The organism is Corynebacterium sp. KPL4035 (assembly GCF_037908325.1).
GTDB classification, from domain to species: Bacteria; Actinomycetota; Actinomycetes; order Mycobacteriales; family Mycobacteriaceae; genus Corynebacterium; species Corynebacterium kefirresidentii.
This window is the reverse complement of record NZ_JBBMGF010000014.1, coordinates 11,970-24,824: the sequence shown is the minus strand read 5'-3', so window position 1 is coordinate 24,824 and position 12,855 is coordinate 11,970. Positions and strand designations below refer to the sequence as shown.

Annotated in this window: 13 protein-coding genes, 1 tRNA gene and 1 pseudogene; 6 read left to right on the top strand and 9 right to left on the bottom strand. The window is 56.6% G+C overall.

The features are described 5' to 3' along the window. Positions 1-46: 46 nt before the first annotated feature. Both WMP96_RS10640 and WMP96_RS10635 read left to right on the top strand, forming a co-directional pair. Positions 47-122 (top strand) — tRNA-Arg (locus WMP96_RS10640). 109 nt (positions 123-231) lie between these two features. Further along, positions 232-825: a Type 1 glutamine amidotransferase-like domain-containing protein gene (locus WMP96_RS10635; RefSeq protein ID WP_239205195.1), complete on the top strand. Its 594-nt coding sequence runs from the start codon at positions 232-234 to the stop codon at positions 823-825. A 165-nt stretch (positions 826-990) separates the two neighbouring features. Here WMP96_RS10635 and WMP96_RS10630 read toward each other — a convergent pair whose 3' ends face one another. The 3 genes and pseudogenes from WMP96_RS10630 to WMP96_RS10620 all read right to left on the bottom strand — a co-directional run bounded on the left by WMP96_RS10630 (position 991) and on the right by WMP96_RS10620 (position 2,864). Then, entirely contained in the window at positions 991-1,347 is a 357-nt protein-coding gene (locus WMP96_RS10630) for a hypothetical protein (protein ID WP_239205193.1), read from the bottom strand. Positions 1,348-1,558: 211 nt separating this feature from the next. Beyond that, positions 1,559-1,948: pseudogene (locus WMP96_RS10625) on the bottom strand (DUF2871 domain-containing protein); the annotation flags it as partial. 286 nt (positions 1,949-2,234) lie between these two features. Beyond that, positions 2,235-2,864, bottom strand: coding sequence for a DJ-1/PfpI family protein (locus WMP96_RS10620; RefSeq protein ID WP_239205189.1), 630 nt, complete (start codon positions 2,862-2,864; stop codon positions 2,235-2,237). Between the two features lie 110 nt (positions 2,865-2,974). Between WMP96_RS10620 and WMP96_RS10615 the strand changes: the two genes are divergently transcribed. Then, positions 2,975-3,403 carry an OsmC family protein gene (locus tag WMP96_RS10615; RefSeq protein WP_301716737.1) on the top strand — a complete coding sequence of 143 codons (429 nt, stop codon included), beginning with the start codon at positions 2,975-2,977 and terminating at the stop codon, positions 3,401-3,403. 113 nt (positions 3,404-3,516) lie between these two features. Continuing rightward, positions 3,517-4,509, top strand: coding sequence for a DUF1906 domain-containing protein (locus WMP96_RS10610; protein WP_239205185.1), 993 nt, complete (start codon positions 3,517-3,519; stop codon positions 4,507-4,509). 2 nt (positions 4,510-4,511) lie between these two features. Here WMP96_RS10610 and WMP96_RS10605 read toward each other — a convergent pair whose 3' ends face one another. The 6 genes from WMP96_RS10605 to WMP96_RS10580 form a co-directional block, all read right to left on the bottom strand. Further along, positions 4,512-5,504: a hypothetical protein gene (locus WMP96_RS10605; protein ID WP_275436420.1), complete on the bottom strand. Its 993-nt coding sequence runs from the start codon at positions 5,502-5,504 to the stop codon at positions 4,512-4,514. Between the two features lie 93 nt (positions 5,505-5,597). Next, positions 5,598-7,241 (bottom strand): solute symporter family protein, encoded by a 1,644-nt coding sequence (locus WMP96_RS10600; protein ID WP_301716738.1) that lies wholly within the window; start codon positions 7,239-7,241, stop codon positions 5,598-5,600. Beyond that, complete coding sequence (locus tag WMP96_RS10595; RefSeq protein WP_340433372.1) at positions 7,241-7,588, bottom strand: DUF485 domain-containing protein; 348 nt, start codon at positions 7,586-7,588, stop codon at positions 7,241-7,243. The genes WMP96_RS10600 and WMP96_RS10595 overlap by 1 nt, the downstream gene beginning before the upstream one ends. Before the next feature lie 291 nt (positions 7,589-7,879). Continuing rightward, positions 7,880-8,743, bottom strand: coding sequence for an aldo/keto reductase (locus WMP96_RS10590; protein WP_340433369.1), 864 nt, complete (start codon positions 8,741-8,743; stop codon positions 7,880-7,882). Between the two features lie 68 nt (positions 8,744-8,811). Further along, entirely contained in the window at positions 8,812-9,171 is a 360-nt protein-coding gene (locus WMP96_RS10585) for an FKBP-type peptidyl-prolyl cis-trans isomerase (protein ID WP_005323855.1), read from the bottom strand. A gap of 123 nt (positions 9,172-9,294) precedes the next feature. Continuing rightward, entirely contained in the window at positions 9,295-10,587 is a 1,293-nt protein-coding gene (locus WMP96_RS10580; protein WP_023022010.1) for a citrate synthase, read from the bottom strand. 159 nt (positions 10,588-10,746) lie between these two features. On the opposite strand from WMP96_RS10580, the gene serC reads away from it, so the two are divergent. Together serC and sepH are read left to right on the top strand one after the other, a co-directional pair. Beyond that, positions 10,747-11,865, top strand: a complete 1,119-nt coding sequence (gene serC, locus WMP96_RS10575; RefSeq protein ID WP_301716740.1) for a phosphoserine transaminase — start codon at positions 10,747-10,749, stop codon at positions 11,863-11,865. A 113-nt stretch (positions 11,866-11,978) separates the two neighbouring features. Further along, the gene (gene sepH / locus WMP96_RS10570) at positions 11,979-12,854 is read left to right on the top strand and encodes a septation protein SepH (protein WP_023022012.1); all 876 of its coding nucleotides are present in this window, start codon (positions 11,979-11,981) and stop codon (positions 12,852-12,854) included. The last annotated feature ends 1 nt before the right edge of the window (position 12,855 follow it).

Genomic DNA, 12,855 nt, shown 5'->3' with positions numbered 1-12,855 from the left:
ACCCCTGCCCCACTGCTATGATTAGCCAAGTTGCACACGCAACCCCGCCCCAGTAGCTCAGGGGATAGAGCACGGCTCTCCTAAAGCCGGTGTCGGTGGTTCGAATCCACTCTGGGGCACCATGTGAAGTCTCGAGACATCGTTCCGATCGGCGTCTCGAGACTTTTCCGATTATTCAATACTCCGATATTGCTGCCCCAAGCATATAAGGCGCTCACGTAGACTAAACCTATGCACTTACTCCTCGCCTCATACCTACACCCAGAAATCAGCAAATACATTTCGGGTCGAGTGCTGTACATCGATGATGCTGCCGCGGGAATGAGCCAAGCCCCGTTCGCCCAAACAGAGTTGACAACCATTCGCAATGCGGCAGAGGAACTAATCCCCTTAACCGTGGCGCAGGCGCAACCGAGCGACATACGCAATGAAATCAACTTAGCCGACTGCATCTATGTTGCGAGCGGCGAGGCATTCCGTCTCCTTGATGCGCTGAGACTCACTGGTACCGACCACCTGCTAGTTGAAGCGGTCCAGAACGGCACGCTTTACGCTGGAAGTTCTGCCGGCGCAATGGTTGCAGGACCTTCAATCGAACCGGCATCAATCATGGACGATCCGCGGACGGCACCGCAGCTCACCGACCACACAGGACTAAATCTCACTCCGTATGTCATTATTCCCCACGCCCAAGGAACAACTGGTCCTTATTCTATAAACGTCATCAGTGAAACTGTTGCGCAGTACGGACAAGATTGGAATCTCCTACTGCTGAGGGATGGGCAAGCCCTCGTAGTTGAAGGTGGAAAAACTATGCTCATCTAATCCGCCCAGGAAAACAACAGACTTACACTAACTTTCTGGCAATAAATCAGTTCGATTGCTCCATGGAACTGCTTTCGTTCGCAGCACGGCGAACCCGCATCGCACTAATAAAGCCCAGCACCAGGAATGCCGTTGCAGCAAGAATCGAGTATCGAACGGCTTCGGTCATGCCATCGCTAAGCGCCTGCACCACAACGCTGGTCTGCTCGCCAAAGGGGGACTATGCCCACCTTGAGCGCGCAGTACTGCAATAGCGAAACCGGCTGATTGGCGCGTTGCTTCTGCTATGCCATCGGCCCCCAGCCCCATGATGCCGGCCGCCTCCAGCGTCTTGGGCAGCGTTAGCCGAAGTGCCATGGAAAATACCGACCCAGAAACCGCGGTGCCCAGCGCGGAACCGACCTGGCGGACCGTACTCTGGGTGGTCGAAGCCTGACCGGAGCTATTCACCGGAATCTCGCTGAGCAGTATGCCTACCAACCGCACAGGCACAAAGCCCAAGCCGTAGAGCGTCAATGGCAAGGCAATGATCCGACCGCAGCCACGCCAGAAATGAACGCTTGCGACCCCAACTATCAGCAATCATTCCTGCGGCCTACAACTGCGCTGCAGGCAGGACGATAAACGAACTCCTGCCCCATCGCGCCTTAGCTAGATCCAGTCTCGCCGTGGAGACACTGCGCCTATTTAGTAACCATCTCGCTCATCATTAGTCACCTGCTACGGGTTGGGCCTAAGCCTCTTGAGCCTCGCTGATGGCGTTGCCTAGTGCTGCAATGAATGCAATCAGGCCAATAGTAGTGAGGATATGACCAAGACCAGCGATCCCGGAGATCATTGCAGTGGACTCCTCCCCCAATACGGTCAAGCACCCGTGCCAGATCATGACGCCGACGGTGACGACCACGCCGACGTTATACAGCCAAAAGAACGCATTGAACTGACCACGATTTCGTGACAGACCAAAGACCTTCTCCAATACCAAGAAGATAAGGCTCATCATGAAACCGAGCGCCAGCAAGTGAGTATGCGCCACGCTTAGCTGAGTGAACTCCCCCGCGGGGAAATCATTGGCACGCGTGAATTCTCGGTAGAACACACCAGCGCCCAATCCCAATACGAGGTAGAAATTGGATGCTCAATACAGAGCTTTCATGGTCATTCTCCTTCCCAACCGCTGCCACGGCCGGATTAGCGATGAATCAAATACTCTAAGGACTTATACTTCTACATTCGTCATCGTTTTGAATCACAGGGCTGGTTGAAGTTGCGGTCAACTAGTTGGTTGACTATTAGGTCCGGTAGCTTAATATTCAAAGGCCTGCGCCGAGAAATACAAGCGCTGAATGCCAGGCCGCTTTTGTTTCAACAAGAACCCGAATCGTTGAAGTGGTCTTCGGTAACTCCAGCTAGTTTGAACAGGCCCACGCCTGAACCATATTCATATGTTCAACGAAGGCCGCTTCTGTTCTTTGCTCATGCAATTGAATCCAAGCGTCCACGACATCATCTGGGTAAACGCCCGCCGCGCGCAATACCGCCGCGGTGAAAGACGCTGGAGCCAAGCCTGATGCTGTTATCACTCCACCATCAAAAACTGCATCTTCTTCTTTATAGCCATCGATATTGGCGTAGTTCACTGAGGCAAGAAAGCCTTGCGCATTTGAAGTGTGTTCGCAGTGGTCCAGCACCCCAGCACGAGCAAAAGCCAAAGTTCCACCACAGATTGCTGCCAAGAGCACATGGTTCTCATTTAAGACCTTAATCGTCTCCAACAGCTGTTCGTGCCCGTCAAAGTATGTATCTGCTCCTGGCACCACGAACGCCGCAATATCAGTCCTATTCTGGATGTCCTGCAAGGTCAGGACTGGAACTATCTCGATTCCGCCCTTGGAGCGAACGGCTTCTAGCGATTCGCCAACAAACAAGACCTTGAAGCGATCCGGTACTTGGGCCTCAGCTTCAGCTACCTGCGTTGTGAGGTAGGCATACTCCCAATCAGACATGGTTTCCGTCGCGTAAATAGCAATGACCTTCATGGAATTCACAATACGCAGACTTTCTAAATCACTACTAAACACGCGGATATTCCGATAAGTGTGTCCTTGGACCACTCGAATGACCTAATCCCTCGCCTTAAACTGGCCACATGTCTGAAGTAGTAAAGCAGTACACCGTAGACCTCACCCGCCTCGACACCGCCGTATACCGCGCTACCAATTCCGCCGGAGCCAGCATTGAGTTTGGCAGTGGTGAGGGACTCCTCTCCCCCGTTGAACTTTTGCTTGCAGCCGTTGCGGGGTGCTCCGCGGTAGACGTGGATGTGGTGACGTCCCGGCGCGCGGAGCCGGAATCTTTTGATGTGCATGTGGAAGGCGACCGCGTAAATGAGGACGGGGCATCGCGCCTGTCAGAGGTTCGTGTGGGGTTCGATCTATCGTTCCCGGATACGCCAGAGGGTAACCAAGCTCGCAGGCTCGTGGACAACCTGATTCGCATCTCCTATGAGAAGGACTGCACGGTATCGCGCACGGTTGAGAATCCCACACGAGTGTTGTTTAGCAACGACTCAAAATAGTTTCCCAAAGTAAAAGCGCGACATGCGATTTCGTTCCGGCTGGGACCCTAGACCTCCTGCTATGGTGCAATTGTTAACTACTGTGACAAATGTGATTACTGCAGGAGCTCAACATGTCACCATCTTTCTCCCGTCGCGGCCTCTTTAAGGTCGGCGCTCTCGCACTGACTGCAGGCGCCATCGGTGCTGCCGCTCCCCATGCGGCGGCGCTCGGACCGGTGCGCGGCACCATCATCGATTACTCTGCCGGTGTCCCTTCCCCGCAGGCGATTAAAAAGGCCGGCCATATGGGTGCGATTCGGTACGTCTCCGACAAACGCCCAGACGCAGCGTGGATGGCCGGCAAGCCGGTAACCCTGAAAGAGACCAAGGCCAATGCGGCAGCAGGCCTGCCTACCGCTTCCGTTTACCAGTTTGGCCGCGCGGAGACCGCGGATTGGAAACAGGGCGCAGCAGGTGCAGCAGTCCATGCACCGAAGGCGATTGCGCTGCACAAGAAGGCAGGCGGCCCAACCAACCGCCCTATCTACATTGCTATCGACGATAACCCCACCCGCGAGCAGTACACCCGCCAAATCCGCCCATACCTGCAGGCGTTTTCCAAGACGCTGGAGCTGGCCGGCTACCAGACAGGTGTCTACGGCAATTACAACACCATCGAGTGGGCAATCCAGGATGGCATCGGCAAGTATTTCTGGATGCATGACTGGGGCTCTAACGGCAAGATTCACCCGCGCACCACTATTCACCAGCTGCCGCACGGCAAACAGCAGACCATTGGTGGCGTCATCGTAGACGTTAACGAGGTCTACGCCGATGACTGGGGCCAGTGGACACCGGGCAAGTCCGCAGCACCTGCACCGGCGAAGAAGCCAACCACTAAGAAAACACAGCCAAAGACTCAGCCGCAGGCCACGGCGCCGAGCAATGGCTCGTCCGACCTGGTAAATCAGCTGAGCTCGCAGCTACAGAGCAAACATCCAGAGCTGCCAGACCTACCGCAGGTAACTGCGGATGGCGTCACTTTCAATGGTAAAACGTTGAGCAACGATCAAATTCGCCAGCTAGCGAAGATCGTCGCAGAAACGGTTGCTAAGGCGCGGTAGTACTACTTTTTAGAGGGCTCGGAGGTTTTCTCTGAGCCTTTCTTTTTATCTGTGGACTTCTTATCGGAGCTGCCTTTATCCTTCTTTTCGGACGTAGTGGATTCGCTGGTAGGTTCCTTCGACGCGGATTTATCCTTCTTCCCTGTGCCGGGTTTTTCGTCCTTATCCTTCTTGCTAGACGACGTCGTGGAGGTCTCCGAGGTAGTGGTTTCAATCGGCGGCACGTCCTCGCCGTCTTTGTACTTGAGGAAACGCTCGGTAGCCTTGCCCAAGCTCTTTCCGGTGACCTCATCTTTTACGTAATCAGTAAGCTCATCGGATGAGCCATTGATGGAGGCAGCGGCTACGAAGTTCTCACCAAAGGAGACGGAAGAGTTGATGGACTTATCATTGGACCAGCCCCACTTGCTGCCCACCACGTTAGAGAGCTTGGCGGTGCCATAGTCCTGGCGGTAGCCATCCTCAGAGATGGGATCGGCATGTGCCATAGCTACGAGCACTGGGTGGGTTTCATCGCGCTCGATGAGCTGCGAAATGAAGCTGGCGACGTCATACGTAGAGGTCTGCGAGTAACCCCATTTCTCGCCGGCTTTGGTGGATTCCAACTTGAATTCATCGGCAATGGTGTCGATGGATTCTGGGTATTTTTCAAAGAGGTCTTCGGCGGACTTATCGGAGGAGCTAGCGATCATATCCAGCGCCTCATACTTATCTTCGTACTCGCCCTTTTCCATGACGTAGGTGGCGATATAGAGTTTGATGAGGCTGAGCGCCGGGCGAGCCTCGTGCTCCGAGGCAGAACCCATATGCATGCCATCATGCAGCCGAATATAGGTAACAGAGCGCCCCTCATCGCCTTCTAGAAACTCATTGACTTCTGGTGGGACGTCGCGGTTGGTGTCTGTTGCGCCCGAGGGGGCATCGGCAAGCGCGCCGCTTTCGCGTTCATCGTTGCTGCATGCAGTAGTGGTCAGGGCGAGCATGCATACGGCCAAAGCGGCACCAGCCTTGGCTGATGCCGCCTTGCGAGTCAACGACGTTTTAAACACGTCGATACATGTTACCGGTTGAGTGCACTATCTAGGCAATTAATGCTGGACGGGTGCCTCCACGCCCACGCCGGTAAGCGAGCGGACTTCCATTTCTGCAGAAAGCTCCTCCAAGTCGTCTGGCTTGGTCATGATGGAGACCAACCAGCCGACGAAGAAGGACAGCGGAATGGATACCAGCCCCGGCGAGGAGAGCGGGAAGACAGCCCAGTCCGCACCGGGGAACATGGAGGTCTCAGAACCGGAGACTGCTGGGGAGAAGAAGATGAGCACCAGGCAGGACACCACACCGGTGTACATGGAGGCCACCGCGCCTGCGGTATTGAAGCGGCGCCAGTACAGGGAGTACAGGATCGTCGGCAGGTTGGCAGAAGCCGCAACCGCGAAGGCCAAGGAGACCAAAAATGCCACGTTCTGGGTCATGGCCAGGATGCCCAGGATGATGGAGACGATGCCGAGGACCACCACGGTGGCCTGGGAAATGCGAACCTGCTCGGCCTCGGTGGACTTACCGTTGCGGATGACCGCATGGTAAATATCGTGGGCGATGGATGCCGAGGCGGTAATGGCCAGGCCAGCAACCACGGCAAGCACGGTGGCGAAGGCCACTGCGGAAATAACCGCCATGAAGATAGAGCCGCCAATCTCCAGCGCAAGCAGTGGTGCCGCGGCATTAGCCCCGCCCGGCGCGGCGACGATGCGGTCCGGACCGACCAAGGCGGCGGCGCCGTACCCCAGGACCAAGGTCATGAGATAGAAGGCGCCGATGATAACGATCGCCCAGGTAACAGAACGGCGGGCTTCAGTAGCGGTAGGCACGGTGTAGAAGCGCATCAACACGTGCGGCAGACCGCCCACACCAAGCACCAGCGAAATGCCTAGGGAGATGAAATCCAGCTTGGTGGCGGTGGTGGCGCCGTATTTCAGGCCAGGGGCCATGATGTCTTTAGCTTCATAGCCCTTCTCCTTAATCTGTTCAGAGGCGGCGTGCATATCAATGGCGTTATTGAACAGGGTGCTAAAACCGCCGCGCAGTGCAATGAATACCAAGAAGCACATGATGACCACACCGGCTACCAGCAGTACGGCCTTGATCATCTGCACGTAGGTGGTGCCCTTCATGCCGCCGACCAGAACATAGACAATCATGAGCACACCAACGACGCCCACGACGACCGCCTGCCACTTAAAATCGTGGATATCCAGCAGCACGGCCACTAGAGATCCTGCGCCTGCCATCTGTGCGATGAGGTAGAAGAGCGTGACAAAGAGGGTGGCGATGGACGCTGCTACGCGCACGGGCTTCTGCTTCAAACGGAAAGACAAGACATCCGCCATGGTGAAGCGTCCAACGTTACGCATAGGCTCGGCAACGAGCATGAGTGCTACCAGCCAGGCAACAAAGAAGCCGACTGAGTACAAAAAGCCGTCGTAGCCATTGAGCGCCACAGCGCCAACGATGCCCAGGAACGATGCAGCGGAGAGGTAGTCACCAGAGATGGCGAGGCCGTTTTGTCGGCCGGAGAAGGTGCCGCCACCGGTATAAAAGTCCGAGGCTTTCTTCGTGGTCTTTCCGGCGCGCAGCACCACCGCCATGGTGATGAAAAGGAAGATGCCGAAAATGGAGATGTTCAAGATGGGATTGCCAGCGGAAGATTCGGCGGCGAGGGTGGTGGTAATCATTACATGCCCTCCAACTTTTCACGGATGACGGCCGACTTAGGCTCGATATTCTTATTGGCGTACTTCACATAGATCCACGTGATAATGAAGGTGGTGAGGAACTGGGCTAGGCCGAAAACCAGTCCGATATTCCAGCCGCCACCAAGCTCGATTGCCATAAAGCTAGGGGCAAACACGGCAGCTAAAACGTAGACCACGTACCACACAAAGAAGGCCACGGTCATGGGAAAAGTAAAACTCCGGTAAGTACGGCGCAGCTCGCCGAATTCGGCGGAGTCGCGCATCGCGATGAACTCGCTACCGGTGGGTTCGCGGCGCGAGACAGGAGTTGCAGCTACGTCACTCATAGAGCTTCGTCTCCTTGGGTGAGAGGAACTTAGGTCACACGAGATAATGTGTCATTAATCACTATCCGCGTTGACATGTAAGTTACCGAACATTTTCTGCAAGGTTGTGAACTCTGCCAAGAAAACACCTCACCTCTCCACCCTTTCAAGCTCATAGGTTCCGCCGAGCTGGATCAACGTCTTTAGCCAACTACCCCCATCGGTGGAAACAACCCCCTTTTTGCGAAGATTGTTAACAGTCGCTTGACAAAAGAAAAGCCCCCGGTGAGGGGGCTTAAACTGCGGGTGAGACTATTCCTCGTCGCCAGGGAACTCGCGCGGGTCGTTAAACATGCGACCAAAGCCCTCCTGGCCTTCCAGGGCATCGATGGCGGATACTTCCTCCGCCGTAAGCTCCAGCTCGGTGGCGGCGAGGTTTTCCTTTAGCCGCTCGGTGCGCGCGGACTTCGGAATCACGGACATACCCTTGGACATGAGGTAGGACAGAACTACCTGGCCCTCGGTGGCCTCGTGGTCAGCGGCAGCTTGCTCAATCACTGGGTTATTGAGCACTACCCCGCGTGCCAACGGGGCCCATGCCTCGGTGACGATGTCGTTATCGTGATGGAAGGCGCGCAAGCCGGACTGAGTAAAACCCGGGTGAATCTCCACCTGGTTAAGCACCGGAGAAATACCGGTGGTGGAAATCAAGTCCTTGAGCACGTCCTCGTAGAAGCTGGCCACGCCGATAGACGCAATCTGGCCCATACCTTGCAAGCGAGCGATAGCCTCAAAGGTCTCGTTGTATAGGCCACCCTGCGGCCACGGCCAGTGGATGAGATACAGGTCAAGATAGTCCAGCTGCAGATCCTTCAGCGACTGCTGGAAAGCTTCTTCTACCTTGTGCGCGCCCTGGTGAGAATGCCAGACCTTGGAAGTAACAAAGAGCTCATCGCGGGTGACATCGCCGGCATCCATTGCCTGCTTGAGGGCGGTGCCTACCGCCTCTTCGTTCTTGTACAGCGTAGCGGTATCGAAGTGGCGGTAGCCCAAGTCGATGGCCTCACGAATAATGCGGATACATTCCTCGTCATAGAGCTTGTACGTACCTAGGCCCAGTTGGGGCATTTCGCGGTCATCATTAAAAGTTACGGTTGGCACAGTCATGCCCTCCATTGTGCCGCAGTTTTTAAAGCCGCGCCGAAAACGACGAAACCCCAGGGCGAACCTGGGGTTAAGCGCTTCTAGTCGGCGCGGATGAGGTCAATGATAAAGACCAAGGTGCGGCCGGATAGCGGGTGCGCACCGCCGGCAGGACCATAGGCCTTTTCCGGCGGAATGATGAGCTTGCGACGGCCGCCCACCTTCATTCCCGGAATGCCCTCCTGCCAGCCGGCAATGAGACCGGTCAGTGGGAACTCGATGGACTGGCCACGGTCCCACGAGGAATCGAACTCTTGGTTGGTCTCGTATTCAGCGCCGACGTAGTGGACCTCCACTACGGCACCAGGCTGTGCCTCAGCACCGTCGCCGACGACGATGTCTTCTACGACAAGGTCCGTCGGCGCTGGGCCAGACTGGGCTTCAATAACAGGCTTATCCATGGGGATTATTCTCCTTGGGAAATCTAGTTTGTTCGTGCGGTCGCATTAAAAACCGAACCGAGCTGCACCTATTATAGGTGCTACCACCCGATTCGGCTTAATTCGGCGAACCCGCGGGGCGCTTTAGCGCTCGTTACGTGGGGTAACCTTACGCAGGGACTCGCCGGTGTAGATCTGGCGCGGACGGTTGATCTTGGTGTTGATCTCCAGCTGCTCGCGGTACTGAGCAATCCAGCCCGGCAGGCGGCCGATAGCAAAGAGGACGGTGAAGAAGTCCGTCGGGAAGCCCATGGCGCGGTAGATCAGGCCGGTGTAGAAGTCCACGTTCGGGTAGAGCTTGCGGGAGACAAAGTAGTCATCGTTCAGCGCAATCTCTTCCAGCTTCATGGCCAGATCCAGCATCGGGTCGCCACCCAAGTGATCGATGATCTCGTGTGCGGTCTCCTTGACGATGGCAGCGCGTGGGTCGTAGTTCTTGTACACGCGGTGGCCGAAGCCCATGAGGCGAACGCCCTTTTCCTTATTCTTCACGCGGTTCATGAAGTCGGTAGCGTCACCATCGTGGTTGTTCTGGATATCTTCCAACATCTCCAGAACGGCTTGGTTTGCACCACCGTGCAGTGGGCCGGACAGAGCGTTAATGCCGCCAGCAATAGAGACGAACATGTTCGCCTGCGCGGAACCAATCATGCGCACGGTGGAAGTAGAGCAGTTCTGCTCGTGGTCAGCGTGCAGAATGAGTAGCTTATCCAGGGCCTTAGCTACGACCGGGTCAACCTCGTATTCCTCGGTTGGGTAGCCAAACATCATGCGCAAGAAGTTCTCGCGGGCGTTCAGGCTATTATCCGGGTACATATAAGGCTTACCCTGGGAAGCTCGGTAGGCATAGGCGGCCAGCATTGGCACCTTAGCCAGCAGGCGAACGGTTGCCTTATCCAGCTGCTCTGGGTCCAGCGGGTTGAGCTGGTCCTGGTAGTAAGCGGAGAGAATGTTAAGGGAGGAAGCTAGCACCGCCATCGGGTGTGCGTTGCGCGGGAAGATGTTGAACGCGGCCTTGAAATCCTCATCCAGCAGGGTGTGGTGGCGAATTTCCTTATTAAAGTGGCTGAGCTCTTCCTCGTTGGGCAGGTGACCCTTGATCAGGAGGTAAGAAACTTCGTTGAAGGAAGCATTTTCTGCAAGGTCTGCAATGTCGTAGCCACGGTGGCGCAGGATGCCCTCTTCACCATTAATGAAGGTGATCTTGGACTCGGTGGAACCGGTGGAGGTGTAACCAGGGTCGAAGGTAACAAGTCCGGTTTCGTTACGGAGCTTGGAGATGTCAAAGCCGGAGTCACCCTCGGTGGACTGCTTGATGTCCATCTCGTACTCGCCGCCTGGGTACTGGAGCACTACTTTGTTGTCTTCAGAAGCCACGGAAGTTCCTTTCTCTTTGTGAGAGTCATTATTAGGCACTAACTTAAAGAAGCTAGTTGGATAGCTCTTCACAGTCTAGCAAACTTTGTGACGCCGCCTACAAGTTTCGGTCGACTAAAATAACTGCCGTTCGACCGGAACTGTCCTACACTGACACTCATGAGCACTCCAGAACTTTCGCTGCCCGCCCATCTCCTGCCTGCCGACGGCCGCTTTGGTTGCGGCCCCTCCAAGATTCGTCCCGACCAACTTGCGGCCATAGACCCCGAGGTTATGGGCACCTCCCATCGCAAGCCTGCGGTCAAAAACCTCGTAGGTTCGGTACGGGAAGGATTAAGCACTCTCTTCTCGTTGCCAGAAGGCTACGAAATTGTCCTCTCTGTGGGCGGCGCCACCGCTTTCTGGGATGCCGCCACTTTCGGACTCATTGAACGCCACTCCGCGCACCTTACCTTTGGCGAGTTTTCCACTAAGTTTGCAAAGTCTGCCGCGGGTGCCCCTTGGCTTGATGCCCCGTCCATCGTGGAGGCTCCCGCGGGCACCGTGCCCGACGTAGGCGATCTCTCCGCGGAGGCGGACGTGGTTGCTTGGGCGCATAATGAAACCTCCACCGGTGCGATGGCAGAGGTCACCCGCCCACACCCGCGCAACGACCAACAATTAGTGGTTGTAGACGCCACCTCTGGTGCAGGCGGCCTGCCCGTAAATATCGCCGACACGGACGTCTACTACTTCTCGCCGCAGAAATGCTTTGCCTCTGACGGCGGCCTGTGGCTAGCCGCCATGTCCCCCGCCGCCCTAGAGCGGATTGAAAGGATCAACGCCTCTGAGCGCTATATCCCTAACTTCCTCAACCTTCAAACAGCAGTGGATAACTCGCGCAAGAACCAGACTTATAACACCCCGGCGATTGCCACCCTGCTCATGCTGGATAACCAAATCCAGTGGATGAATGAGAACGGAGGCTTGGACGACATGGTAAAGCGCACCACGCAATCCTCTACCACCCTGTATCGCTGGGCCGAATCTCGCCCGGAGGCCACTCCATTCGTCGCACATCCTGCTTCTCGTTCGCTCGTGGTGGGCACTATCGACTTTGCAGCCTCCGTCGATGCCGCAGCGCTCGCCGCCACCCTGCGCGCCAACGGCATCGTGGACGTGGAACCGTACCGCAAGCTGGGCCGCAACCAACTGCGCATCGGCATGTTCCCCGCCATTGATCCGGAGGATATCGCTAAGCTCACCCAGTGCATTGACTACGTCTTGGATGCAAAGTAACGCATCACTCACTCAACATGCCCCGCCGCCTCGCAGGCCGTGGGGCTTTTCACGTTATAGTTGAATGCATCACAGAATTGTCCGCCGTCGATAGGCAAAAGGAGCGCCCTATTATGCGCGAGCTGTTCCCAGTTGACAGCGAATCGACTGAAACCTCTTTGGTGCTGCGCACCGAAGACGGCGAAGAGTTTTTCCTCTCCATCACCGATGAACTGCGCGAGGTCCTGCAGGGTGAGCAGCAGGAAACCCCGGAAGAAGAGCCGGCGGCTCCCGCCATCAGCCTTGCCAAGCCCGCCAAACCGGAGCCGGTTGAAGAGGCAAAGATTCGCCCGGCGGAGATTCAAAACCGTATCCGCGCCGGTGCCTCCGCGGCGGAAGTGGCGGAAGAAATGGGCGTGCCCGAGTCCCGCATTGAACCCTTCGCCTACCCGGTCATGCTGGAGCGCAACCGCATCGCGGAGATTGCCAAGCAGGCTCACCCGGTACGCGAGGACGGCCCAGCCAAGCTCACCCTGTGGGAGGTTCTTGCTACCGCCTTTGCCGCTCGCGGACACTCACTGTCCGAGTCCACCTGGGACGCCTACCGCCACCAGGGCGAGGCCTGGATCGTGCGCGTGACGTGGAAGGCCGGCCTGTCCGAGAACGAAGCCGAGTGGTACTTCAAGCAGTCCATGTCCTCGCCCGCCACGGTGGAGGCCCGCAACTCGGTGGCCGCAGACCTAACGGACCCGGACTTCGTACAGCCGGTGCGCTCGCTGACCTCGTTGGGCAGTGGCCGCTACGACGAAGCTATCGACGGCGATCAGCCCAGCAACGTCACTGACCTCACTGCGCCAACCACCCCGCCGGAAGAGCCCGAGGAAGAGGAGTTCCTACAGAACCCCTCCCCGGAAGAAAAGCCCGCCAAGCGCCGCCGCAAGGCCGTCACTCCGCATTGGGAGGACGTACTCCTCGGCGTTCGCTCCAATACCAAGCGCCCTAGGGACTAAT

Excerpts from the sequence above, each read along its gene's own strand:
- WMP96_RS10635 (WP_239205195.1), top strand. The coding sequence starts at position 232 with ATGCACTTACTCCTCGCCTCATACCTACACCCAGAAATCAGCAAATAC.
- WMP96_RS10620 (WP_239205189.1), bottom strand. The coding sequence starts at position 2,864 with ATGAAGGTCATTGCTATTTACGCGACGGAAACCATGTCTGATTGGGAG.
- WMP96_RS10615 (WP_301716737.1), top strand. The coding sequence starts at position 2,975 with ATGTCTGAAGTAGTAAAGCAGTACACCGTAGACCTCACCCGCCTCGAC.
- WMP96_RS10610 (WP_239205185.1), top strand. The coding sequence starts at position 3,517 with ATGTCACCATCTTTCTCCCGTCGCGGCCTCTTTAAGGTCGGCGCTCTC.
- WMP96_RS10600 (WP_301716738.1), bottom strand. The coding sequence starts at position 7,241 with ATGATTACCACCACCCTCGCCGCCGAATCTTCCGCTGGCAATCCCATC.
- WMP96_RS10595 (WP_340433372.1), bottom strand. The coding sequence starts at position 7,588 with ATGAGTGACGTAGCTGCAACTCCTGTCTCGCGCCGCGAACCCACCGGT.
- WMP96_RS10590 (WP_340433369.1), bottom strand. The coding sequence starts at position 8,743 with ATGGAGGGCATGACTGTGCCAACCGTAACTTTTAATGATGACCGCGAA.
- WMP96_RS10585 (WP_005323855.1), bottom strand. The coding sequence starts at position 9,171 with ATGGATAAGCCTGTTATTGAAGCCCAGTCTGGCCCAGCGCCGACGGAC.
- serC (WP_301716740.1), top strand. The coding sequence starts at position 10,747 with ATGAGCACTCCAGAACTTTCGCTGCCCGCCCATCTCCTGCCTGCCGAC.
- sepH (WP_023022012.1), top strand. The coding sequence starts at position 11,979 with ATGCGCGAGCTGTTCCCAGTTGACAGCGAATCGACTGAAACCTCTTTG.